The following is a 25,155-nucleotide window of genomic DNA, read 5'->3' on the forward strand; positions in this document are numbered from 1 at the left end:
CGTTCTTCCAGAAGAAAGTCCAACTGACTCATGAGGGTCAGCAGGTCATGCTTTGATATCTCTTTCAAAATTCCCAGCTCCCTTAACAGTTATGCCAAAGTATTCGCAGCAGTGGCGGCCGTTAAGGGGGTCAGAACATTATTTTTAAATATTTTTAATAAGCAAAGCGTTTGCGTGTCAACAACACCAGCACTACGGCTGGGAACGAAGACGCCGCCATCCCAAGGAATGAATAGCCCGGGGCGATTTCGTATAGGTAGCCGCCCGCGAAAGTCAAAAGTGCGACACTCAAGCTCATGCCGAGTGCAGCGTACATGCCTTGCGCTGCGGGGATATTGAGTGGGTCGAGCTTTTTAAAGATATAGCGGATAAAAGCGAAATGCGCGACGCCGAAAGACAAAGCGTGAAGCGTCTGCGCCAAAATAAACACCCAGACCGACGGGAACAGAAAAATCAAGATCCAACGGACGGTTGAGCCGATCCCCGCCAGCAAGAACATCGACGACACAGACCATTTCTCGAATAATGTATCGGCTTTGACGAAAAAGACGATTTCAAAAATCACGGCCACATTCAAGATCAGGCCAATGTAAAAGCTATTGACGCCGATATCCTGAAGATAGATGAAGCCGTAATTATAATACGACGCATGCGCTCCCTGCAGCAGGATGGAAATTAATAGGACTGTCATAAACCCTTTGGATTTCAGCAACTCCGCCGTGGCGCTCGGCCCTTTCTTTGTTCGCGGTGCGGGCCTCGATTGCAGCGGGACCGGAGAAGCAAGCGATTGAGTGACCGCCATGAACAGCAAACCCAAAAGCATGATCCATAAAATCGCATTTTCCTGCCAGACAGCGGTCGCTGCTCCGACGATCAATAAAGCGATCGTATAGCCGAGCGATCCGTACGAGCGGCTTTTTCCGTAATGGATGCGGTCGGTCTGCATCAATACGGTCGCGCCGCTTTCCATCGCAGGCAATAGATTCGGATAGATAAAGCTGAACGCAAATGTGATGATGAACAGCAAGGTATAGGAATTGGCCGGGATATAAAACGCCATTACCACAAACGAAGCGATGGCGAGAATCTGCATCAAGCGCCCAAGCGAGAAAAGCCGCGTCAGGAGTGGGAAGAAAAACAAAGTCGACAACGACCGCGCGACCATGCCGGTCCCCATGATGACGCTGGCCGCCGAAACGCTCAGCCCTTTTTCATTTGTCAGCCAGCCAGTCCAGTAAGGCAAAAAGACGCCCCATGTAAAGAAAAACGCAAAAAAGTTCAATGATAGCCATTTTTGATTGTGCATAAATAAATCTCCACTCTTTTCCAGAAGTCTGATTAAAGTATACCGAAATATTTTCGCGCCAGGGGAATTTCCTGAAAGAAAATGATAGAATGGAAAAGGAATTGACAGGAAAGTTGGCCAGCCCATGAAATCGACAAAAAAGAAAAACGAATTCGACAAGAAATTTTATATAAAATGGATGGTGATCGCAATGACAGCAATCTGGGCAGCAATTGCCGCAGTCTGGCTCTCTATGCATAATTGGGATACAGAAGAAAGCATGAAAGCATTGGCACAGGCCTTTACCGAACAACCGGCAGAAACCGAACAGCAAGCTCCGGCAGAACAGGAGGAACCGGCAGTGAAAGAAGAACAAGAAGCGACAGAAGAAACCGAACAGCCTGAAACACAACCGGAAGAGCAGCCACAAGAAGAAACGCCTGCACCAGCACCGAAAGACGCCACTGTCTATCCGGAGATCGACCAATTGCCATCAGAACCTACAATCGTGAACGGCATCCTGCTGGCGAATAAACAGCACCCGCTGCCTGAAACGTATGCACCTGGCGAAAACGCGGAGGCCCGCGCAGCATTTGACTCGATGGCACAAGCAGCTGCCAAAGATGGCTTGCAATTAGTCGCCTTCAGCACATACCGCGAATTTGCACGCCAAAAACAATTGTACGAAGGCTATGTCGCCAAAGATGGCCAAGCAGCAGCCGACCGCTACAGCGCACGCCCTGGCTACTCTGAACACCAGACAGGCCTCGCTTTTGATATCGGCGAAGCCGGCCAGGAACAGCACTGGGCCTCCTCTTCCTTTGGTGACACGGCAGGGGGCAAATGGGTAAAAGAAAACGCCCATAATTACGGCTTCATCCTGCGCTACCCGCAAGGAAAAGAACAGATCACCGGCTATATGCACGAATCCTGGCATTTCCGCTATGTCGGAAAAGAAGCCGCCACCGCGATCTACAACGAAAACATCACCTTGGAAGAATATTTGGGAATTTAAGCAACGAATAAATAGAACCGGTCGTTTTCCTGAAAGGGAGAGCGGCCGGTTTTTTGTTTTAGAGAAAGCCTAGTTAGACATGAAAGCGAGATTTGTTATTCATTGCGTGTTTCATCGCGAGATAGCCGCCTCCCGCTTGGGGCATGCCTCCCGCAATATGCCAAGAAGAACACTTGTCTTATTGCTCCGGCTAGCCAATGAATAGGCGAAAGGAAGTTGAGCCGATTCATTTGCGACGCATCTGCTCGCAGATGTGGGAGCAGCTCTTTTTTTGCGATGCTTGAGCAAAGCGAAAGTTGAGCACGGGTTTGTGCGCGGTTCGGCTTTTAGATTTCATTGGATGTTGCGTGCGAAGACGTTTCACAGTTAGTTAATTTCATCCACTGACGGGGACGCTTAGTTAGACTTGATAGTGAGGTGAAACGTTCGTTGAGTATTTTATCGTGAGATAGTCGCCTCCCGCTTTGGGCATGCCTCCCACCATAAGCCAAGAAGAGCACTTGTCTTATGGCTCCGGCTCGCCCGTGTGCGCCGATCGGCTTTAGATTTCATTGAATATTGAGTGCGAAGACGTGTCACTGTTGGTTTTCTTCATCAACTTGTGAGAACGCTTATTTAGACTTGATAGTTATGAAACTGCTGTGGCTATTTAATTTTGAGTTACGAAACTGACCAAAATTTTTTATACTTACTTCAATGTGTGATGAATTTCATTGCCTCTCTAAAACTAGAGATGAAGCGGAAGGGAGGCGACGCCTGGGGGACTGCGCGGGCTGGCGAGACAAATGTGCTGCGTCCTTTGCAGCACATTGGCTCAACACCCGCCCCATCCCTCGGGCAGCTGAAAGCGCGACGTCCTGTCGCATCAGCTGCATGACTCGCATCCTGCGAGCCCCAAGCGTCCTCCCTGGAGCGTAATCTCCACCTCCATACATTTTCTCTATCATTTTCCGATGAAAAGAATCCACCATATATGCAACTCACCAAACGAAAAAACGCCCCTTCCATATAGAAAGGGCGTTCACGGGTTTGATTACAGAATCGGTGCCAATAGGCGGGCGATGGATTCCTTCGATTTGATCATGCGGGTTCTCGCCATGTACATCTCATACGTCAGCTCTGACGACAATTCCGTATCTTGCCTGAACATATCAGCGAGCTCCATCGACACCTTCTCGTCATAGATAAAGGCATTCACTTCGAAATTCAACTTAAAGCTGCGGACATCGATATTCGCTGTACCGACCGTCGACGCTTCGTCGTCAATGACGATCATTTTTGTATGCAAGAAGCCATTATCGTAGATGAACACCCGGGCTCCGGCCCGCAACATTTGACCGGCATAGGAATATGTCGCCCAGTAGACAAATGGGTGGTCCGGCTTATTCGGGATCATGATGCGCACATCGATACCGGACAGCGCCGCAATCCGCAGTGCATCATAGAAACTCGCATCCGGAATGAAATACGGCGTTTGGATATAAATGTATTCGCGCGCCAAATGGATCAGCTTTAAATAGCCGTCCTTGATCTGTTCCCATTCCTCGTCCGGGCCGCTGGAGACAATCTGCATCGAAGTCGAGCCCTCTTCGGGTTGTGGAGGGAAGTACGCTTCATCATACACGATGTCACGCCGCGCGGAAGCCTGGTTCCAGTCGAGGATAAAGCGCGTCTGGAGCGGGTAAAGCGCGTTTCCTTCCAAGCGGAGATGCGTATCGCGCCAATAGCCGAAGCGGCGGTTGAGCCCGAGATATTCCTCCCCGACGTTAAAACCGCCGATATAGCCGACCTTTCCGTCAATGACGACAATTTTGCGGTGGTTGCGGTAGTTCAGCCGCGGATTGATGATCGGCATGATGGAAGGAAAGAAGGTTTCCACTTCGCCACCAGCTGCTGAAAATTCCTTGAAATGGCGCTTGCTTAAACTGCGGGAACCCATATCATCGTATAGCAGGCGTACTTTCACGCCTTCTTTCGCCTTGGCGAGCAAAGCATCCATGATGCGATTGCCGAGCTGGTCCAGCCGGAAGATATAATATTGGATGTGAATATGGTCCTGTGCCTGTTCGATATCGCGAATGAGGGCATCGAATTTTTCCCGGCCATCATTGAAGATTTTCACATGATTGTTTTGGGTCAACAAAGCACCGTTATTGCGCAAATGCAGGTAAATCAAATTGCTGTAATCTTTCGTGCTGACATCTTGAAAAGGAAAAGTGCCATCATGGATTTCATTCATTTGATGGGCGATCAGGCTTTCGATCCCGATCCGTTTGCGGCCTTCTTCCCATTTGAAGAGCTTTTTTTGCCGCAACTTACGCCCGAGCAATAGGTAAATGAAGAACCCGGCAATCGGGATAAAGAACAAAACCAATAGCCATGCCCAAGTGGAGGAAGCATCCCGGCGTTCCAAAAACACCAGCGCTGCTGCAAGGAAAATATTCAAGATGAAAATTGCAGCAGTCAACACACTGATAATGGTGACGGTCATGGCCATTCTCCTTTGTGGATAATTGTTTATTGCCTCTAGTATAGACTAGTTGTGTAATTGAAAGAAAGAAAGAGTTAGGTGGATGTTATTTCCTTATTATAAATTTTATTGTCATTAGCTGGCTCCCTGCTTCATTGACTACAAAAAAACTGCACTCTGCGGATGCGAGTGCAGTTTTATTTAGCTGAGGCGTTCTTCTTCTTTTAATTGTTCGACAATGCCCTCGACTTCCTGACGGCTCATTTTTTCCTTGCCGGACTTGAGAGCTTTTAAGGTGCTGTGGGCCAGGGCGAGCGGCACTTTGCAGAACATGAGGATGCGTTTATTTTTGATGGATTTTACATATTGGTCAGCTTGCGACAGATTTTCGCGTGCGTAGCTGAACATATCGTCGCGCGTCCAGCCGTCCGGGACGAACGTGACGCCGCGTTCATAATCTTCATCGTAATTGCGCAGCATGTTGACGGCCTGCAAACCACGGCCGAATCCGATGGCGAGTTCTGTATCGGTTTCAGTGCCGTCATGCCATCTCCAAAGATCGGAAAGCATGACGCCGACGAGCCCAGCCACATAATAGGTGTAATCGTCCAGGTCTTCGCGCGTATGGATGACCCAGTCTTTTTCGACCCATTTGGCCATGCCGCCAGCCATGATGGCTGTCGATTCAAGAACTTTTCCGCGGATTTCGGGCGGGCATACTTCGACCCAGTCTGGAAGCCGCATCGTCACGGATGGCAAATAGTCCGCGTATGGGGCGACGAGTGCCGCGTATTCCATCTCGTCAATATCGGTTTCGAGCATATGTTGGATGGAGCGCAGAAGAGACGCTTTCACTTCAGCTGGAAGCTCGGGATGATCTTCAATTTCATCGATTGCGCGCATGCACAAATAGGCGGAGCCAACGGTTTTTTTCAGGACAGGATCCAAAAAGCTGATCGGAATGAAAAAGGTCCGGCTCGTTTGTTTCAGCATCGCGAGTGATTCTTTTTGCAGATTGGCGACTTTGCTCATCTTCAGTCCTCCTTTATGTGGATTTTAAACGTGCTTATGTATGGGCGAGGCCCACTTGATTCGTAAAATGTCTTCCTACTAAATATAAACGAAATGGCTGAAAAAACAAATGATTACCCATAGCACCACAAGAAAACCCTTTGGAAGAAACAAGTTCTCCAAAGGGTTCAGTCTACATGAAAATGGTTCCACGCTTCATAAATTCCGCCGGCGCAATGGCGATTCGCGCGGAAAATGAGCGGATGTTCTTCATGGGTTTTGAGTTCCGGCTGGGCGTTTCCGACGATGACGGAAGGGAAGCCGAGCGTCAGCATTTCCAAGTCATTTCCGGAATCACCCGCGACCAGCAGTTTAGCATCGGAAATTTCATGGCGTTCCAATAAATAGCGGAGCGCCTGGCCTTTTCCGCTATTCGGAGGCAGGATATCCAAATCCTTGCCGCCGCTGAAGATCAGCTTATGGGGCACTTGTTCTGCTTCGAGCAGATTGCGGAATTGTTCGACCGCTTGTGCATCCGTGACATGGTAGGAGCGCCGGCTTGTCACAGGCAAATCCTGCGGGGCCAAGCCGTCGATTGTCTTCGCTAGCGCTTCGACTTGCTCGGGAGCCCAATCGTCCATCAAATGGGCTTCCCAATGTTCGTCTTTCAAAAAACCGGTCCCCATATAGATTTCGGTTCCGACATCGGTGACGAGCGCTTTGGGAATCGGGAGCCCTTCATCTGCAATCAGCTGGCGTGCCGAAGCGAGATGGCGGCCGGTAATATAGATCAAGCCGACTTCGTAAGGCTGCTGCTCATAAAAGTCCAGCAACTCCTTCAGTCCAGCTCTATCACCGACTAAGGTTCCGTCCAGGTCGGTCGCCAGCAAGTGCGTTGCTCCGTTCACGGATCATCACCTCATACAATGTATTTATTTTTTTCGAAATGCTTTCCCAATTGAAATCTTTGCGGGCGATGCGCACCGCTTGGCGGCTCAGGCGCTCAACCAGCAACGAGTTGACGGATAGCACTTCCATGGCAATCGCCAGGTCGATTTCGTTCTGTGCTTTAACGAGCAAGCCGCTGACGCCATCTTCTACGACATTTTTCAAACCGCCGACTTTCGAGGCGATGACGGGACTGCCGCAAGCTTGTGCTTCGGCTGCGACCATGCCGAATGATTCGTAGAAACTCGGAACGATGGTAGCGGTAGCTGAGTTGAACAGCAAGGCCAACTGCTCCTGATCTTTAGGCCCAACAAAGCGGACATGCTGTTCGATGCCTTTCACTGCTTGGCGCAGTTCCGGGTCTTTCGGCAAACCTGTTTTCGAATCGATCGCATCGGGTTCGCCGCCGGCAATCACTAATTCAGGCGTATAGCGGTCTCCGCTTTTTTCTGCAAGAAGCTTGAAGGCTTTCAATAAAGTGAAAATGCCTTTGGTCGCTTCGAGACGGCCTGCAAAGACGAAGAGAGGGTCTTCGTAGCCGAATTTTTTCCGGATATGATGACGGCTGCCGCGGACGCGGAACGCCTCGTCGACTCCGATGGGGATTACTGAGATGGGAGAAGCGGCAGGGACGTTTTCTTTGATCACTTGTTTTTCTGTATTGGTTGTCGCCAGGATGCGGTCGCTGTGGGCGAGTACGGTTTCTTCCGCTTTTTCGCGGCGGGCATCATGGGTGCCGGTCGCTTCTTCTTTAGCCCAGCCGAGCGAATGGGAAGTATGGATGTAAGGCAAGCCGAACTCTTCTTTGAGTTTCTTGCCGATCAATCCTGACAGCCAATAATGGGTGTGGACGATATCATAATTTGAAAGCGGCAATAAGCGCTTCATTTCTTCATAAAAAGCCGGAAGCATAGAGTACATTTCATTTTTTGAAACGAATCCTTTATAGCCTGCTTCGACACGGATCACTCGGCAGTGTTCGCCGAAATGTTCAATTTGTGGGGCATTTTCATCGCACCAATGGGTGACGACATCAACTTGCCACCCTCTATTTTCAAGAGCGAGTGCCAGTTGCTTGACGTAATTGTTTTGGCCGCCTGCTTGTTTCCCGCCGAGCTTTGCCAAAGGATCGCCATGGTCTGATACAAAAAGCACTTGTTTAGTCATTGTCGTTCATCTCCGTTCGTTAGTTCCTCCCTGAAAAAAAGGCGGGAGTGCATATTATATATACCCATATTCAGGAAATGCTAAACGTGATTTCTGAAAAGTTTCAAAACTTTTATGGGCAATAAAAAAAGAACGCTTATGTAAGCGCTCTTTTAATTTTTCATTTCGTATGGACAAACTTTCCATAAGATGGAACAGCGACCTCAGGGAAATGATCTGCCAGCTCGACGAGGCCTTTAGCCAAGACAGAACCTTTCATCGGTTTGCCGTGCCCGGTGGCAGCGAAAGAAGGTTTCAAGTCGACCAGTTTGGACACTGATTCCCAGGCGGCGCGCCAATCGGTCGTTAAATAAACCGGCGGGCCATGCACTTCTTTTTTCTGGCGCATCACTTTGTAAAGTGAATCCTGCTTGACCGTGACAAACGCGTCCCCTGCGATCAATACGCGGCCGACATCCTTGAAGAACGAGACATGGCCTTTTGTATGGCCGGGTGTGTGGAGCCAGCGCCAATTCGGTAAATCGGGAATGCTCCCGTCTGCCGGAAGCTCGACCAAATGCTCGGAAATATCGATGGCTTTTACAGGGAAGGTCTTGGACATTTTCGCGACCATTCCGCCTTCTACAGTGGAATCGGGCTCTGGATAATCTTCTTTTCCGGTCAAGTACGGGAATTCCTCAGGATGTGCGTAGACAGGGACCGGGTGCTTTTCAAGAATATCGATGAGGGCGCCGACATGGTCGAAATGGCCATGTGTCAGCAAGATTGACTGCAATTGCTGATCCGGGCCGAAACGTTTCTCGGCTTCCTTTAATATCTTTTCGGCGGAATGCGGCATGCCAGCGTCCACCAATACCCAGCGCGGGCTGATAGAGGGGTTTCCGATCAAGAAGACATTGGAGATTTTCGTCGTGTAGCAATACGTATCCGGAGCGATTTCGATGCCCGAGCCGCTGCGGATCGATGTCATCGGCATGATTGCCTCAGTTTCAGTGCTGCGTTCCATAAACATTGATTCCTCCTTAGCGATTGACTGCTGGATTTTCTTCATATGAATGGTTTACCCGCTATGCAGAATTCAAATCCTAGCGGTGTTTGAGTCTCCTGCCGCAATTCGATAGAATGGAAAGAAGATTGTCAAGGAAGCAAGGTGCAGAAAATGAAATCGATTATCATCATCGGCTCCGGTGTCGTCGGGGCAAGCGCGGCGTATTACGCAGCGAAAGCAGGAAATAGCGTCACATTGATCGACCGTGCGGATCGCGGCCAGGCGACAGGCGCGGCGGCAGGCATCGTCTGCCCGTGGATCTCCCAAAGGCGCAACCAGGCCTGGTACCGTCTCGCTTCGAATGGCGCCGCCTATTATCCCGTGCTGATCCAGGAACTCGAAGCGCTCGGGGAGAAAGAGACCGGCTATAAACAAGTGGGCATCGTCAGCATCCACGAAGAATCGAAACTCGATAAGATGGAACAAAAAGCGCGCGAACGCCAAGCGGGTTCTCCCGAGATGGGCGAACTCGAACGATTGACGCCGGAACAAACGAAGGACAGATTCCCATATGCGGGCGATCGCTACGGTTCCTTGTATGTGAGCGGGGCGGCGCGTGTCGACGGCAGCGCCATCCGTGATGCACTGATCCGTTCCGCCAAGCGATTAGGCGCCAAGTTCATCCAAGGTGACGCCAAGCTGCTGATCGAAGCAGGGCAGGCGACTGGCGTGGAAGTGAACGGGGAGAGCTTGGCTGCTGACCGGATCATCTCTGCCGGTGGTGCGTGGGCAGCGGAGCTGTTCAAACCGCTCGGGCTTCACTTGAAAGTCGTTCCGCAAAAAGCGCAGATTTTGCATTTGCAATCTGCCGACACTGGAACAGGCGAATGGCCGGTTGCGATGGTGCCGTTCGGGCAATACATCGTGCCGTTTGAGGACGGGCGCATCGTTGCCGGTGCGACACACGAGAACAATACAGGTTTCGACGACAAACTGACCGCCGGCGGCATTTTTCATATCTTGGAGAAGACCTTGGACGTCGCACCAGGGCTTGCTGCAGCTGAGTTTACGGGAGCCGCGACCGGGTTTCGCCCGGCGACACTGAGCGCCTTGCCGTTCATCGGGCAAGTGCCGGGGCAAGCGCAGCTTTTCGCGGCCAACGCACTCGGCGCATCAGGGCTTACGGCGGGACCGTATCTCGGCATGCAGCTCGCGAAACTTGCCACTGGCGAAACAACCGACCTCGACATTGGTTTATATGATATTAAAGAAGCTTTCGAAGAAATTAAATAAGAAAAGGCAGGAGACCCGGGTCTCCTGCCTTTTCTGCATTCAAGCATCAAAGCCGTGTCTCAATATTTGAAGAAGCGTTTTCTCGTGATTGCTTTAGCTTAACAATGCAGAGCATTACATCGAAAAGATAAGCTCTCACGTAGTTCGAGCTTATCTTTTCCTGCCGTTTTTATATGGATATTGATGATCAGCCCGCTTTGCCCCAGATTTTCCGGTGCGTCTCCAAGATAAACTGTTTATACGGCAGATCCGGCATCGGTTCGATCAATTCTTTTGCTTTTTGGGCATAAATTTTCGCTTGCTCATGCTCGTCTAATTGTTCATAGATCAAGGCCATATAGGCTTCTTTTTCGTAATGCATCGATAAATCATACGGGTGGTGGATGAAACTGTTCATGCGGTGTTGCTTGAAGCAGTCTAGCGCTTCCTCAATCCGACCTATGCCGAAAAGTGCCTTGCCTTTTTCGAGGAAATAAAAATCCTCTTCATCCAGCAGATTGCGTGTTTCCTCGAGCAGCTGGTCTGCCTTTTCGTATTCATGAGTGAAAGAGTTCAAGTAGTGGATTTCGATGGCATTGGCGTAGGCGTTGATTTCCGGATCATCCGAAAATTCCGCGAAAAGTTTAAGTTTCCCCACATAATAATCTTTGCGTTCCAAATCTCCTGCGAGCAAAGCTTCAAAACCGGCAAGCCGGTAAAGCGCATTGATCTGGTAGAAAATCTGATGTTTCCTGGAATATTCAATCGCCTCTTCCATCAAACGGCGGGCATTCTTTTGATCGCCTGTCGCGGAGTACAGGATAGACTCATAATAATCGAAGTCCAGTTTTTTCAGCGGATCCAAAACGCCGCTTTGTTCTTCGATGGTTTTCCGCGAAGCCTGTAACGATGCCAAAGCTTCTGTGTACTGGTGTTCAGTGAATTTCATCAGCGCTCGGAACATATGAAGATCAGCGACAGAATTAATCAAATGCAATTGTTCATAAATCGCTTCCGCCCGGTCGAACGCTGGTTTCCAATCGTAACGTTTCGTTTGATAGCAGCAGCGGCTGTAGATTTCAAGCAGCCGCGCCGATTCGTAGCGGAACGGCAATTTCTCTACGTAAGGATGAATGCGTTCTGCAATTTCCTCAAAGCCCGACATCATCTCGTCGCTTGTGCCCGAAACGTTCCGGCGCTTTTCTTCAATTTCATCGAGCAAAGCGCGAAGCTCCGCGGTTGGCATCTCCTGGAGCAATTCATTGCGCTCGATTCCAAGCCGCTCCGCGATATAGGAAAGGCTCTCCATCGACGGATTCGCTTTGTTGTTCTCGATCAAACTGAGCATGCCCTTCGACAGTTGATCTCCGGCAAGTGCTTGCAAAGTTAGGCCTTGCTGTTTTCGTATCTGTTTAATCCGTTCCCCCAATGATGCCATAAACTCACCTGCTTTTTTAGTATATTTAGTGGCGCCATGCTTTCATGCATGCGCCGATTCTTTTGAAAATGTGATTTTCACTTTCATTGTAAACCAGCTGGATGCCACGCGCCGGAATGGAATTAAAAATATAGTTTAATTATATTAAACTTTTTCTTGTAATGCGAATAAAAGCATGATATATTTTGTTTAATTAAATTAAACTTATTGAAAAGGGAGCGAGTAACATGAACGAAGCGGGTAAAATCAAACAGGCTACGTACCATCTGTATACGTTCACCATCAGTAAACTGATTTCCACATTCGGCAGTTCGGTTTACGCATTCGGCATCAGCCTCTACGTCCTGGCTTTGACCGGTTCCGCCGCCAGTTTCGCCATCAATTTGATCTGCAGCATTCTGCCCCGGACCTTGTTTGCGCCGTTTGCCGGTTATGTCGCGGATAATTACCCGAAAAAAGCCGTGGTGCTGCTGTCTCAGGCAGCGAGCGTCTTATCCGTCGGCGGGCTATTGCTCTACAGTATGTCGAACGGCTTGTCGCTGGCAGCGATTTACACGGCGACCGCATTGATTTCCGTCAGTTCCATGTTCACAAGCGTCGCCTTTTCATCTTCCATTGCCAATTTGATCGACCCGGACCGTATCCAAAAAGCGATGGGCTATAACCAATCGGCACTTGCCATCGCCACGATCGGCGGGCCGGTCATCGGCGGCATGCTGTTCGGCTTTGTGTCGATGAACGTTTTCCTACTGATCCAAGTGATCGCCTATGCACTTGCTGCGGCACTCGAAGCGACGATGAACTTCCGGCTCTATACAAGACGCGCCGAAACAGAGTCTGCGGAAGACAAACAAGGCGTATGGCAGGGCATGAAAGAAGGCGCAGTCTATCTACGGAAAAACCGCGTCATCACCGTCATTGTCACAACGGCTGTCGGATTGAATTTCTTCTTCTCCGCCTTGATGATTGGCTTGCCGTTCATCGCCGTCCAGCAATTAAAAGTACAGGCCACGCATTTCGGTTTCATCGAAGCGATGATTGCGCTCGGCATGCTGCTGGCATCGATTTATTTCTCGGTGCGCAAAGAAGTCAAATTCCCGCTGCAATTTTCCAAGCGTGCTATCATCGTCATGTCGCTGCTCCTTGCGGCGGTCTCCTTGCCGCTTATTGCCGGATTGTCCTATTGGGGCAATGTCATTTACTTGCTCGTCTTGATGCTGGCGTTCGGCATCTCCAATGTCTTCGTCAACACGCCAATCGGGGTCATGATGCAAAAAGACGTTGACGAAGAATACCGCGGCCGCGTATTCGGCATCCTGGAATCGATGGCGATGGCCATGATGCCGCTTGGCTATTTACTGTTCGGCTTGCTCTATGACCTGGTGCCTGCTCAATATGTGTTATGGGCCTGCAGCCTATGCCTCTTGATCTTGACGGCTTATAGTATGCGCCCGGCCATCATTCGCGAAGCTTATCCCGAGCTTGCGGAAAAGCCATTTGATAAAGTTTTGTCCTGAATCTGCAACAGCCGCCTTATTTCCAGTAGGCGGCTGTTTTTTTGCGTCCTGGAAGTTCCATGTTTTAGGAGAACGCAGAAAGGGAAAAGCGGAGGAGATATAAAACCCGAGAAAGGCGGAGATGAACGATGAAAGACAAAGTGGAAAAAGTGCCGGCGCAGCATCAGGAGCGCCAGCCTGGATTTGAGAATGAAATGAAACCGCACCCGGATTTCCAAGGGAATCTGGCAGGTGCCTCGCAGCGTTTGCCAGGAAAAGCCGCACTCATAACCGGCGGCGACAGCGGAATCGGCCGCGCCATTGCCGTCGCTTTTGCAAAAGAAGGGGCAGACGTAGCAATTTCCTATTTGGATGAACACGAAGATGCCGAGGAAACGAAGCAGCTCGTCGAAAAAGAGGGGCGCAAATGCCTGCTCATCGCTGGAGACATCGGCGACGAAGCATTCTGCAAACAAGTCATTTCACAAGTGATCGAGAAATTCGGGAAACTCGATGTGCTGGTCAACAACGCCGCAGAGCAACATGTACAGGAGTCGCTAAAGGACATCACAGCAGAGCAACTGGAGAAAACATTCCGTACCAATGTCTTCAGCATGTTCCACCTGACAAAAGCGGCACTTGACCATTTAAAACCTGGTGCATCGATCATCAATACAACGTCCATTACAGCATTCCGCGGCGAGCCAAGCTTAATTGATTATTCGTCTACAAAAGGCGCGATTCTGGCATTCACCCGCGCTTTGTCCGGATCGCTCGCAAAAGAAGGCATCCGGGTTAACGGAGTCGCCCCCGGCCCGATATGGACACCGCTCATCCCGGCTTCCTTCCCAGCGGAAGAGGTTGAAGGATTCGGAAGCGGCACGCCGCTCGGGCGGCCAGGGCAGCCGGATGAACTGGCCCCGGGATATGTCTATTTGGCTTCAGACGACTCATCCTATGTTACAGGACAAGTACTCCACATCAATGGAGGTACGCCATATTAAGCATTTTCAGGCATTCGATCAGTCCAATTGATCGAATGTCTTTTTTATCCATAAAAAAATTAATTTACAGGGAGGAGAGGTGCGTGACATGTCCGAGCAATTGAGAACGCCGCTAAAGAAACCGATCTGGACATTGGTCGTATTGAATTTAGCGGATGGTTTTTTAACTTATTGGGGGCTGTTGGCAGGAGCGATCGAGGAAGCGAATCCCTTGCTCAGCGGGTTGACGCCGCTTGCGATCTTTTCGGTTAAGCTATTGTTATCCGCCTGCCTTGCCGCATTCCTCTTCACCCCGCTCGTGCGGCTCGAGTCCAGGGTCTGGCGCTACTTTCTGCTGGCTGCCAATTTTGTGTATGCCGGCATATTGTCGCTCCATGTCATTTGGATCGCTTTATTGTATCTATGAAAAAATCCCCGGACAGCCGAGCTGTCTGGGGATTTCCTATGCCGGGGTCTGGCCGGCTTGTTGTTCTGTATAGCGCAACGATTTTTTTGAAGCTTTGAACAGGACAATCAAGATGATGCTGAAAATGGCCAATCCGCCTGAAAGATAATAGATGGCGCCGGATTGCATCGTGAGCAGCCAGGTGAAAAACAGCGGGCCGATAATGCGCCCGAGGTTGTCCATCGAGTAAGTCATGCCGGCCGCTGTGCCGTATTTGCCGCCCGCTTCTTTCGAAGTGAGCGAGACGAGCACGGTGCGCGCGAGGGCATTGCCAGCAGTGAAGATGCTGAGTGCGACACCTGCAAACACCAAGCTGGTTGTAAACGGCAATAGCACCAAGCCTAGCGCGGTGACGATCTGTGCGCCGATGATCCATTGCGTCTCGGTGCCGTTTTTCACACGGCGGACAACGCCGCCTTGAATCGCGGCATCCACAAAGCCAGAGGCCATGAACAAATAGCCGAGCTGGAGCGGGGTAATTTGGATTTGGTCAATCTGGAACAATTGGAATGTCGACTCCAAGCCCGCGAGCAGGAACGTCACCATGAAGGAGAACAGGAACAAATAACGGATACGGTAATGCCAAAGCGTGCTGGCGCCTTTTGGCAACAGCTTGCGTTTGACTGCTTCGCCTTTGCGGACCGGTTCTTTCAAGACGATGCTTGCATAAACCATCAACAATAGCACAAGGGCAGCTGAGGCGGTGAATGGCAAGGATAAGGAGACCGCGCCGAGCAAGCCGCCGATCGCCGGGCCGAAAATGAAGCCAAGACCGATCGACATGCCGAGAAGGCCCATGTACTTATTGCGCTCTTCATCGGTCGTGATATCCGCAACATATCCCGTAACGGCTGTATAAAGCGCACCCGAGAACAAGCCGCCGATAACGCGAGACATGTACAGCAGGATAAGATTATCGAGAAACAGCGAGAACAGGAAAAAACTGAGCGCGAATCCGGCAAGCCCGACCAAGATCAGCTTTTTGCGGCCGGTGCGGTCGGATAACCTGCCCCATAACGGCGCGGTGAAAAAGGACGAGAGGGCATATATTGTAATTAATCCTCCGACGTGGATGTCCGCATATCCTTGCTGGACGATCACTTCAGGGAGTATCGGAATGATTAGGCCGAAGCCAAGATAGACGAAAAACTGGACGGACATGAGCAATAAAATGGTTTTCTTCATAAAGGAATTCCTGCTTTCTGCAAAGACTGGTGTTTTCATTTTACTCTTGTTTGCCACTCAGAACAACGGCAGCCGAAAAAAGATGGACAATGAAAAAGCTCCCGCTTGCCTGATGGCAGCCGGGAGCTTTGGGAATCGTTTACTTATTTAATTTCACGCGCTGCAAACGCAATGCGTTCATGACAACGGAAACGGAACTGAACGCCATCGCGGCGCCTGCAAGCCAAGGGGCCAGGAATCCGGCAGCAGCAATCGGAATGCCGACCGAGTTATAGGCGAGCGCCCAAAACAAGTTCTGCTTGATGTTGCGGACGGTCAGGCGGCTCATGCGGACGGCATCCGCGACGCGCATCAAATCGCCTTGCATCAAAGTGATGTCGGCTGCTTCCATGGCGATCGCAGTGCCAGTGCCCATAGCCATGCCGATATCGGCAGTCGCAAGTGCCGGTGCATCGTTCAAGCCGTCTCCAGCCATCGCGACTTTGCGCCCTTGCTCTTGCAGCTTCGCCACGTGTCCTGCTTTTTCAGCCGGCAGGACGCCGGCAACGACTTCATCGATGCCGACTTGTCTGGCGATGGCATCGGCGGTGCGCTGCTGGTCGCCGGTCAGCATGACGACGCGCAGCCCCATGCGTTTCATTTCTTCGACGGCGGCTTTTGCAGAATCCTTGATCGTGTCAGCGACAGCGATAAGGCCCGCGTATTTTCCATCGATGGCAATGAACATCGCGGTCTTGCCATCTTGTTCCAATCGTTCGGCCGCTTGTTCGTCCACTGTAATGCCATCGAGCAAGCGGCGGTTGCCGATCCAAACATCCTGGCCATCGACATGCGCTTTGATGCCGTGTCCAGGAACTGCTTCGAATCTGCTGACAGCAAACCCTGCAGCCCCGAAGTCTGCAATTGCCTGTGCAACGGGGTGCTCGGATTCGCTTTCTGCGCTGGCAACAAGCCGTTTGACTTGTTCGGCATCGACATCCGGCACTGGGATAAAGTCGGTAACAACCGGTTTGCCGTTAGTGATAGTACCGGTCTTATCGAGCACGATCGTATCGATATGCTTTGTCGTCTCCAACGATTCCGCCGTTTTGAATAATACGCCTTGTTCAGCGGCGCGTCCAGAACCGGCCATGATCGACGTCGGTGTAGCAAGCCCCAGCGCGCACGGGCAGGCGATGACGAGCACAGCAATCGTGCTGGTCAATGCTGACCCGAAATCTCCAGGGGAGACGAGGAAATACCAGATCAAGAACGTCACAATCGCAATGCCGACGACAATCGGAACGAAAATGCCCGAAATCTGGTCGGCAAGCCGTTGAATCGGCGCTTTCGACCCTTGCGCTTGCTCGACAACCCGGATGATATTCGAGAGCACCGTGTCTTTGCCAATCTTATCGGCGCGTACTTTCAACGAACCATTGGCATTGACGGTCGCGGCGTATACGGCGTCGCCAGCCGACTTATCGACCGGCAGGCTTTCACCTGTCAGCATCGATTCGTCAACGGCGGAACTGCCGGAGACAACCGCTGCATCGACAGGGATCGAAGCGCCTGGTTTGATCAACAGGATATCGCCTTCTTTGACGTCTGCGATCGCAACACTGACGAATTCTTCGCCGCGTTCGACGAGTGCATGCTGCGGCTGCAGCTTCATCAGTTTCTTGATGGCGTCGGACGATCGGCCTTTCGCACGCGCTTCAAATACTTTGCCGAGAACGATCAAGGTGATCAAGACGGCGCTCGTTTCGAAATACAAGCCCATATTGTGGCCCATGCCTAGGTTGGCGAGGACCAGGTAGACGCTGTAGAAATAGGCGGCCGAGGTACCGAGTGCGACCAATACATCCATATTGGCGCTTTTGTTTTTCAATGCGAAATAGGCGCCTTTATAGAAGGTCGCGCCGACCCAGAATTGCACCGGTGTCGCGAGCGCCCATTGCACGAACGGATTCATCAGGAATTCCGGGACGTACATCCAAGACGTGAACGTGAAATGGCTGAACATCGTCCATAGGAGCGGCAACGAGAAAGCGGCAGATATCCAGAATAGGCGGGTCTTTTTCTTGATTTCCTGTTCCTTGTAATCGGTCGCTTCCTGTTGGTCCTGCTCAAGCACGGCGTCATAGCCGAGCGATTGGATTTTTTGAACGAAAGCCTCAGGCGTTAAGGTTCCCGGACTGTAGACAACGCGGCCGCTTTCTAGTGCCAAGTTAATCGTCGCGTGTTCAACGCCGTCCATTCGATTCAGCGCCTTTTCAATGCGCGCCGAACAGTTCGCGCATGTCATGCCTTGGATCGAAAAGTCGACTTCTTCTTGCTGGATGCCATAGCCGAGCTGTTCGACTTTTTGATGCAGATCGCTCAGTTTGGATTGTTCATCATCGTAATTGACCGATGCTTTTTCGGTTGCAAAATTGACCGTCGCCGACGATACGCCGGGAAGTTTCTGCAAGCCTTTCTCGACCCGGTTTGCACATGCGGCACAGGTCATTCCGGTGATCGGCAATTCCGTTTGCTTAGTAGCCATGTATAATCCCACCTTTATACCTTGTAGGGGTATATTGTTTTGAAAAAAATAACTGCGTTTCCGCAGTTATTCGCTTAATGCCGCTACATCATAGCCTTGATCTTCAATAGCCGAGGCGATTTGTGCGACATCGACATTCGCGCTGTCATATGTGACATCCACTGCGCCTTGCTCGAGTGACACATCGACTTTTTCAACGCCGGACAATGCGCCGACGCTTTCTTCTACGGATTTAACACAATGTTGGCAGCTCATGCCGCTTACTTGCAAATGAACTTGTTCTTTCATGAAAAATTCCTCCTTGTTGTAAGGTAAGCGAATCGCTTCCTTTATATTATTTCCTCATCAGCTTTTGAAAAGTGACGAGCAGTTCATCCAGGATCTCTTCGTCGCCTGAAGCGAGGCGGTCTTTGACACAGCCTTTTAAATGCCCGTCGAGCAGCACTTTCGTCACGCTGTTCAATGCGGACTGGGTAGCTGCCAATTGCGTGATGATGTCATCGCAATAGACATCCCGGTCCACCATGCCTTTGATGCCGCGCACTTGCCCTTCGATGCGATTCAGCCGATTCGTCAAATCACGTTTGACCGAAGGAGGATGGTGGCTTTTTCTGCAGGCATCTGGGGATGGCATTTCTTCGATTGCTTCACTCATTCAAAACCCCTCCAATTATTCGGATAGCGAATCGTTCACCGGCTTGATCCAATCGATAAGTGAACAGTTTCGATTACACCCCGAGTATACCTTAAGGGGGTATGAGCTTCAAGAGATTAACTCAAGCTTTGCATTTGTCATCAAATTGATACGTTTGAAACTCTGAAATGATGGTATTATATACGTAGATAAAGAAAAGTCAACTATTTCGAACGGAACAGTCACATCAGCGAGATCTGCACACGTCCAAATAGCAACAACTACTCCCCGAAGAGGTGATTATGGATGATTAAAAATGGAGAGATCCGCAACATTGTATCAAACCTTGCAAAACTTGGCGTCCAAGCGAAGATAACAAAATCCCGTGTAGAGCTGAGCAAAACCCTATCATTGCCTCAGCCGCCGCAAGCCTCATCGCATTCTTCATAAGAAAACTCCGACGCCCAATGCGCCGGAGTTTTTTATTTTGCTTATGAATTTTGGCTTGAGCGGTCGAACATGTAGTTCTTATGATGGAACCGCATGCTGAATACGACGCCGAGCGCCAGCATATTACCAATTAAGGAACTGCCACCGTAGCTGATGAAAGGAAGAGGAATTCCGGTGATCGGCAGCAATTGAATTGTCATGCCAATATTTTGGAAGACGTGGAAAGTAATCATCGCGATGATACCGGCGCACACATAGGTGCTGAAAGTATCTTTGAACTGGATCGTGATTTTCGTCAAATGATAAATGAGCATGAAAAACAAAATAATGACGGCGCTTGCCCCGATAAAGCCGAAGTCTTCCGAGATAACGGTAAAGATGAAATCGGTGTGGTTCTCCGGCACATACACTTGGCGGCCTTGATAGCCTTTTCCGAACACTTCCCCAGAACCGATCGCATTCAAGGCAGCGATCAAGTTATAGCCGCCCGATTCCGCGTAGGAGTAAGGATCAAGCCAGGTGTAGATCCGCTCGAACATATACGGCTTCAAACCGAAGCGTCCCAGCAATTCCTGCATATTAAGCGTCATCCACAATAAAGTGACGCCGATGAGCGCAACGCCGCCAAAGCTTGGCAAGATGATTTTCCATGAGATTCCGGAGACGACCACAATAGCCAATGTAATGGCGATAAATACGAGCGCCGTTCCAAGGTCGGGTTGCAACAAAATAAAGCCGAGCGGTACAGCGAGCATCGCCGCAATTTTACCGAGCAATAATAAATCGGTTTTGATGTTGCTCAGCAAATGATGTTCATGATGCGAAGAAATCATTTTTGCGAGCGCTAAAATGTAGAAGGTTTTCATGAACTCGGCTGGCTGGATATTGACGAATGGCGTGTGGAACCAAGCTTTTGCGCCATTGATCGGCTGTGCGATCTGGCCTTGCCCGTCCGGTGCGATCATCAAGGCGAATAAGAGCAAAATGCCCGCTCCGTATAAATAATACGCCATTTTCTTGTATTGATCGGTATCGAAGTACATCAATACCGCGATCATCCCTGCCGACACGATATAGAATAGCGCCTGGCGCGGGACGAAATTGGTCAAGTACTGCCCCGAAGTCTGGGCAGAAGAGATCGCGACCAAGCTGACGATGAAAAACAGGAACAATATAAAGGTGAGCGACCAATCGAAACGATCGGAAAAGCTCTTGTTAGTTTGCATATCAATTCACCCATACTTTTCTTAATCTATAACGCCCATCATTATACAGCATATGCCAAACTTGTGCGCATGCAAAAAGTAATGACGATTTGAAAACAGGAATGTTTCCTAACGGGCGCCTAAGCCGTATAATGGGATAGGAAATGGAGTGGGGCACATGGAGAAAAAGCCGTTGAAGACGGATTTTTACATACAGCATTTATATATCTATGTGAGCGAAGCGGACCGGATGGCGCTTTTTAGCGGTTTTGGCTTCGGGCATTTTCTCGAAGCGGTCGACATGCCGGAGAATCTTTTGCTTTTGAAGCATCCGTATGAGGAAGCTTCTTTTAATATGCACACCCATCTGGACTTCGCAACAAGAGAAGAATACAGTCAATTGAAAAGGGCCCGCTCTAACCGGAAAAGTGAGTTCTGCTGGGTGGATTTTCGAAGTGAAAAGCAATTGAATTCACTGACTGCGCAGGAGCAGGCGGAACTTCTCTACTTAGGGCATAAAAAAGAACCGGTGAAAAGCCCATTCTTCACAACGCTGCAAAACGAGTATGTATATTTGGCGGGCGAGGAAAAGGAATGGACCAAGATCTATTTCCGGCGCATGGAAAAACTCGGTGCATTGATCGCCAATCATTTTACGCAAATCATCCGCAAAGAAACGAACGGCCAACATTTTTTCCGCCGCCGGATGAAGGACTTGATACCGGAGTTGCCGAAAGAGCAATTCCATAAATTGCGCATGGACATGGGCGAAGGGGTGCTGCTGTCGCTGGCTGACCCTGAAAAAACGAAAAATACGATTGAACTCCACGTCCGGACCGTCGGCGAGATCGATTTCATGGATGAGTTCTGGGAAGATCTCGGGGAAACGATCGGCAAGCCGCTATCGGGACGGATTGTCTACGACCGAAAACAAAAAGGCTGGAAATGATACCTGGTAAGACGCGGGTATCATTTTTATTTGCCAAAGTTAAAAGGATTCGTGACATGCCTATTCAAATAGGTCAGACGAAAGAGTGGAAGGCGGCGACTAATGAATAAGCGAAAGGTACTTGAGCTTGTTCATTTGCGACGCATTTGCTCGCAAATGTGAGAGCAGCTGAGGGAATAGCTGAGTTTTAAAGTAAACCATTAGCGAAAAAAGAGGCTGAGTCCATGCCCTGGCAGCTGGAAGCGCGACGTCCTGTCGCACCAGCTGCATGACCCGCATCCTGTGGGCCCGAAAGCGTCCGCCTAGAGCGATTTAACTACTTTCTTTTACGCTATCTAATTCTACAACCTAACTTAATTCAGTGCGATTTTACAGCCGCTGACAAAAAGATTTTTCGGCTGACAACGTTCGTGATAAACTAAGCAATATGCAAAACGAAATGAGGGTCACTAATGAAAAAACGAATTGGGCTTTTATACGGCGGCAAATCCGCTGAACACGAAGTGTCGTTGACAACAGCGAGCGCATTCTCAAAAGCGCTTGATTTTGATAAATACGAAGTTTACCCGATCTACATCACACAAGAAGGCGAATGGCGAAAAGGTACTCCTTTAGCTGGGCCTGTTTCTTCTATAGAAGAGCTTCAAATCGAAGGGGAAGCGGAACGTAAAAATGATATCTCCAGTTTCCTTCCAACTGGCAAAGAGCCGGCGCTCGACGTCATCATCCCGCTGCTCCATGGGCCGAACGGAGAAGACGGCACGGTACAAGGCTTGCTTGAAGTAATGAATTTACCGTATGTCGGAAACGGCGTTCTTGCTTCATCCGCTGGCATGGACAAAGTGGTCATGAAGCAATTGTTCGAACAAGCCGGTCTGCACCAGACGCCTTACGTCTATTTCCTGCGCCGCGATTGGAAAAACAGCCAGGACCAGTGGTTGGATAAGGTCGAGCAGGAGTTAACGTGGCCAGTATTCGTCAAACCGGCAAACCTCGGTTCAAGTGTCGGCATCAGCAAAGCCGAATCGCGCGAAGAACTGATTGCCGCGGTGGAGGAAGCACTAAAATTCGACCGAAAAATCGTCATTGAACAAGGCGTCGTCGGCCGTGAAATCGAAGTCGGCGTGCTCGGAAACGATGAGCCGGAATGCTCGGTGGCAGGCGAAATCAAACCGTTGAAAGCTTTCTATGACTATCAGGCAAAATACAAAGACGGCAACACGGCGATGATCATCCCTGCAGAACTGCCGGAAGCGGTTTATGCAGAACTTGTCGATTCCGCCAAAAAAGCTTTCAAGATCCTCGACTGTACGGGACTCATGCGCGCAGACTTTTTCGTGACAGATGCACATGAAATCATCATCAATGAAGTCAATACCTTGCCGGGCTTTACGCCGTATAGCATGTTCCCATTGTTGTGGCAGCATACCGGCCTTGAGTATCCAGACTTAATCGAGAAACTTATCGCGCTTGCTATTGAACGTTTTGAAGAAAAACAATTATTGCAATTTAAAATGGATTGAGTGGGGAGAACCTATGAAAAAAACGATTGAACAGATAGCCGATTGGCTGGACATCAAGACGAATTTAAAAGGGATTGAAGTGACTGGCGTGTCGATCAATACGCGGACGCTGAAGCCGGGCGATTTGTTCATTCCGTTCCGCGGCGAAAATGCCAATGGGCATAAATATGTCCGCTATGCGATCGAAGCGGGGGCTGCTGCTGCATTATGGCAGAGCGACGAACCGGAGCCGCCGTCCGATTTGCCTTTATTGATCGTTGACGATTGCGAAAAGGCATTGCAGGAAATGGCGCGCGCTTACCGCAATGAATTGAAGGCGACCGTGATCGGCATTACCGGATCCAACGGCAAAACCTCGACGAAAGATCTGGTCGCGAGCGTCTTGAAGCCATACTATAAAGTCCAGAAAACGCAAGGCAATTTTAATAATGAACTCGGGCTGCCACTGACGATCCTGTCGTTGGATGAAGACACCAAATATGTGGTCCTCGAAATGGGCATGAGCGGCTTCGGGCAGATTCAGTTCTTGTCGGAGCTTGCACGCCCGGACTATGCGGTCATTACCAATATCGGCGAAGCGCATATGCAGGACCTCGGATCGAGAGAAGGCATCGCCGAAGCGAAGTTCGAAATCGTCGCCGGGCTCGAACAGCATGGCAAGCTTTTCTACGACGGCGATGAGCCGCTATTACTGCCGTTTGTCGAAGATTTCACACAAGCGGTATCGTTCGGCTTCGGGCCGGACAATGAATTGAGCGTGACTGATATTAAAGCGACCGAAGACGGCAGCAGTTTCTTGGTCAATGGCATCATCGACGCGAAGTTCGCCATCCCTGTGCTTGGCGAACATCAGGTAAAAAACACCTTGCCTGCGATCTTAATTGCCCTAGAAGCTGGATTGACGGAAGAAGAAATCCGCCGCTCGTTGAAAAATGCTGCGCTGACCGATATGCGCATGCAGCTGGTCCCAGCTGATAACGGTGCGGTCTTCATCAATGATGCGTACAACGCGGCGCCGACTTCCGTAAAAGCGGCACTGAACTTCATCCGTGAGACGACAATGAAAGAAACGAAATGGGCAGTGCTCGGCGATATGCTGGAACTTGGCGAACACGAACAGCGCTTCCACGAGGAGCTGGCAAATTCGATCGGTCCGGAACTCGAAGGCGTCTGCTTGTATGGCCCGCGCATGAAATGGCTGTATGACAAACTGGCCACTTCTTATGAAGGGAAATTATTGTGGAGCGAAGACGATTACGGCCCGATCATCGACCTTTTGAAGAAAAACGTCAAGAAAGATACAGCTGTTCTCGTCAAAGGTTCGCGTGGCATGGCGCTTGAAAAAGTCATCGAACCGTTCACCGGCCAATGAAAACCGGCGTCTTGTGCATCCATGGGTTTACTGGCGGGCCGTTTGAAGTCGAGCCGTTTGCCGATTACTTGAACGAGCAAACGGATTGGGTCATTGAGATTCCGACATTGCCGGGGCATGGCGAAAAGCTCGAACTCGGTGCACAAAGCGCGGAAGTTTGGATGATGGAAGCGGAGCTGGCACTGAAACGCTTGAAAGCGAAAGTTGACCGTGTCATCATCGTCGGCTTCTCGATGGGCGGGCTGATCGCGCTTTACTTGTCGATGCGTTATAAAATCGACCGGCTTGTGTTATTGAGTGCGGCCGTGAAATACATCAGCCCGATACAGATCCGGGAAGAAGTTCGGGAAGCGATACGTGATGTGCTCGGCAGGCGCATCAATCAAAATGCGCTGTTCCATCTTTATGAATACAAATTCCGCAATACCCCGATCCGGTCGACCATTGAATTCCTGCGCGTCGTCAAGACCGTAGAACCTTATTATCATTTGATCGATGTACCGGCATTTATCGTCCAAGGCGAAAAGGACAGTGTCGTCCCGCCGTCCGCGGCTCAGCATATATACGATCACCTCGGTTCAAAAGAAAAGCATCTTTATCACTCGGAGACCGGCAAGCATTTGATCTGCTATAGCGACGATGCTGCCGAATGGTTTCCGAAAGCCTTGGAATTCATGCGTCAGGGACAGTAAACTGATAATTGGAACCTTTGCATATCAATTGCATGTGCAGGTAAAGCGTGTTATTCTGTTTAGAGCAATGGATACATTT

Annotated in this window: 22 protein-coding genes; 10 read left to right on the forward strand and 12 right to left on the reverse strand. The window is 50.1% G+C overall.

The window, feature by feature from the left end:
* Positions 1–154: 154 nt before the first annotated feature.
* Positions 155–1,306 carry a 3-phenylpropionate MFS transporter gene (locus DFR62_RS14010; RefSeq protein ID WP_121300951.1) on the reverse strand — a complete coding sequence of 384 codons (1,152 nt, stop codon included), beginning with the start codon at positions 1,304–1,306 and terminating at the stop codon, positions 155–157.
* A 124-nt stretch (positions 1,307–1,430) separates the two neighbouring features.
* Between DFR62_RS14010 and DFR62_RS14015 the strand changes: the two genes are divergently transcribed.
* A complete protein-coding gene (locus DFR62_RS14015; RefSeq protein WP_121300952.1) occupies positions 1,431–2,300 on the forward strand; it encodes a M15 family metallopeptidase in 870 nt (289 codons plus the stop codon).
* A 1,033-nt stretch (positions 2,301–3,333) separates the two neighbouring features.
* Here the strand turns inward: DFR62_RS14015 and cls are convergent.
* The 5 genes from cls to DFR62_RS14040 form a co-directional block, all read right to left on the reverse strand.
* Positions 3,334–4,791 (reverse strand): cardiolipin synthase, encoded by a 1,458-nt coding sequence (cls, locus tag DFR62_RS14020; RefSeq protein ID WP_121300953.1) that lies wholly within the window; start codon positions 4,789–4,791, stop codon positions 3,334–3,336.
* 180 nt (positions 4,792–4,971) lie between these two features.
* The gene (locus tag DFR62_RS14025; protein WP_121300954.1) at positions 4,972–5,802 is read right to left on the reverse strand and encodes a squalene/phytoene synthase family protein; all 831 of its coding nucleotides are present in this window, start codon (positions 5,800–5,802) and stop codon (positions 4,972–4,974) included.
* 167 nt (positions 5,803–5,969) lie between these two features.
* Positions 5,970–6,689: an HAD-IIB family hydrolase gene (locus DFR62_RS14030; protein WP_241663058.1), complete on the reverse strand. Its 720-nt coding sequence runs from the start codon at positions 6,687–6,689 to the stop codon at positions 5,970–5,972.
* On the reverse strand, positions 6,634–7,896 hold the full coding sequence (locus DFR62_RS14035; protein ID WP_121300955.1) for a glycosyltransferase: 1,263 nt from the start codon (positions 7,894–7,896) through the stop codon (positions 6,634–6,636). Before DFR62_RS14035 ends, DFR62_RS14030 begins: the two co-directional genes overlap by 56 nt.
* A 160-nt stretch (positions 7,897–8,056) precedes the next feature.
* Complete coding sequence (locus tag DFR62_RS14040; protein WP_241663059.1) at positions 8,057–8,908, reverse strand: MBL fold metallo-hydrolase; 852 nt, start codon at positions 8,906–8,908, stop codon at positions 8,057–8,059.
* A 105-nt stretch (positions 8,909–9,013) separates the two neighbouring features.
* Between DFR62_RS14040 and DFR62_RS14045 the strand changes: the two genes are divergently transcribed.
* On the forward strand, positions 9,014–10,177 hold the full coding sequence (locus DFR62_RS14045; protein ID WP_341867767.1) for an NAD(P)/FAD-dependent oxidoreductase: 1,164 nt from the start codon (positions 9,014–9,016) through the stop codon (positions 10,175–10,177).
* A gap of 187 nt (positions 10,178–10,364) precedes the next feature.
* On the opposite strand, the gene DFR62_RS14050 is transcribed toward DFR62_RS14045, so the two are convergent.
* On the reverse strand, positions 10,365–11,594 hold the full coding sequence (locus DFR62_RS14050; RefSeq protein WP_121300958.1) for a helix-turn-helix domain-containing protein: 1,230 nt from the start codon (positions 11,592–11,594) through the stop codon (positions 10,365–10,367).
* Between the two features lie 227 nt (positions 11,595–11,821).
* On the opposite strand from DFR62_RS14050, the gene DFR62_RS14055 reads away from it, so the two are divergent.
* From DFR62_RS14055 to DFR62_RS14065, 3 genes are all read left to right on the forward strand, one after another.
* Positions 11,822–13,111, forward strand: a complete 1,290-nt coding sequence (locus DFR62_RS14055) for an MFS transporter (protein WP_121300959.1) — start codon at positions 11,822–11,824, stop codon at positions 13,109–13,111.
* 128 nt (positions 13,112–13,239) lie between these two features.
* Positions 13,240–14,094, forward strand: coding sequence for an SDR family oxidoreductase (locus DFR62_RS14060; RefSeq protein WP_121300960.1), 855 nt, complete (start codon positions 13,240–13,242; stop codon positions 14,092–14,094).
* An 88-nt stretch (positions 14,095–14,182) separates the two neighbouring features.
* Positions 14,183–14,500, forward strand: a complete 318-nt coding sequence (locus tag DFR62_RS14065) for a DUF5658 family protein (protein WP_121300961.1) — start codon at positions 14,183–14,185, stop codon at positions 14,498–14,500.
* Between the two features lie 36 nt (positions 14,501–14,536).
* Here the strand turns inward: DFR62_RS14065 and DFR62_RS14070 are convergent, their stop codons facing one another.
* The 4 genes from DFR62_RS14070 to DFR62_RS14085 form a co-directional block, all read right to left on the reverse strand.
* Positions 14,537–15,724 (reverse strand): MFS transporter, encoded by a 1,188-nt coding sequence (locus tag DFR62_RS14070; protein ID WP_121300962.1) that lies wholly within the window; start codon positions 15,722–15,724, stop codon positions 14,537–14,539.
* Positions 15,725–15,863: 139 nt separating this feature from the next.
* Complete coding sequence (locus tag DFR62_RS14075; protein ID WP_121300963.1) at positions 15,864–18,251, reverse strand: heavy metal translocating P-type ATPase; 2,388 nt, start codon at positions 18,249–18,251, stop codon at positions 15,864–15,866.
* A gap of 66 nt (positions 18,252–18,317) precedes the next feature.
* Positions 18,318–18,539, reverse strand: coding sequence for a copper chaperone CopZ (gene copZ / locus DFR62_RS14080; protein WP_058381788.1), 222 nt, complete (start codon positions 18,537–18,539; stop codon positions 18,318–18,320).
* Between the two features lie 46 nt (positions 18,540–18,585).
* Positions 18,586–18,906 (reverse strand): metal-sensitive transcriptional regulator, encoded by a 321-nt coding sequence (locus tag DFR62_RS14085; RefSeq protein WP_058381787.1) that lies wholly within the window; start codon positions 18,904–18,906, stop codon positions 18,586–18,588.
* Positions 18,907–19,191: 285 nt separating this feature from the next.
* Here DFR62_RS14085 and DFR62_RS17590 point away from each other — a divergent pair, with 285 nt between their 5' ends.
* Positions 19,192–19,335, forward strand: coding sequence for an Lmo0850 family protein (locus tag DFR62_RS17590; RefSeq protein ID WP_180958518.1), 144 nt, complete (start codon positions 19,192–19,194; stop codon positions 19,333–19,335).
* Positions 19,336–19,376: 41 nt separating this feature from the next.
* On the opposite strand, the gene DFR62_RS14090 is transcribed toward DFR62_RS17590, so the two are convergent.
* Positions 19,377–20,561, reverse strand: a complete 1,185-nt coding sequence (locus DFR62_RS14090) for an FtsW/RodA/SpoVE family cell cycle protein (RefSeq protein ID WP_121300964.1) — start codon at positions 20,559–20,561, stop codon at positions 19,377–19,379.
* Between the two features lie 157 nt (positions 20,562–20,718).
* Here DFR62_RS14090 and DFR62_RS14095 point away from each other — a divergent pair, with 157 nt between their 5' ends.
* The 4 genes from DFR62_RS14095 (at position 20,719) to DFR62_RS14110 (ending at position 25,076) form a co-directional block, all read left to right on the forward strand.
* Entirely contained in the window at positions 20,719–21,489 is a 771-nt protein-coding gene (locus tag DFR62_RS14095; protein ID WP_101189507.1) for a hypothetical protein, read from the forward strand.
* Between the two features lie 452 nt (positions 21,490–21,941).
* Complete coding sequence (locus DFR62_RS14100) at positions 21,942–23,012, forward strand: D-alanine--D-alanine ligase (protein ID WP_121300965.1); 1,071 nt, start codon at positions 21,942–21,944, stop codon at positions 23,010–23,012.
* A 13-nt stretch (positions 23,013–23,025) separates the two neighbouring features.
* Positions 23,026–24,384 carry a UDP-N-acetylmuramoyl-tripeptide--D-alanyl-D-alanine ligase gene (locus tag DFR62_RS14105; RefSeq protein WP_121300966.1) on the forward strand — a complete coding sequence of 453 codons (1,359 nt, stop codon included), beginning with the start codon at positions 23,026–23,028 and terminating at the stop codon, positions 24,382–24,384.
* The gene (locus tag DFR62_RS14110; RefSeq protein WP_121300967.1) at positions 24,381–25,076 is read left to right on the forward strand and encodes an alpha/beta hydrolase; all 696 of its coding nucleotides are present in this window, start codon (positions 24,381–24,383) and stop codon (positions 25,074–25,076) included. The genes DFR62_RS14105 and DFR62_RS14110 overlap by 4 nt, the downstream gene beginning before the upstream one ends.
* Positions 25,077–25,155 lie beyond the last annotated feature (79 nt).

Origin of the sequence: Planococcus citreus, assembly GCF_003664125.1 — a bacterium.
GTDB lineage: Bacteria > Bacillota > Bacilli > Bacillales_A > Planococcaceae > Planococcus > Planococcus citreus.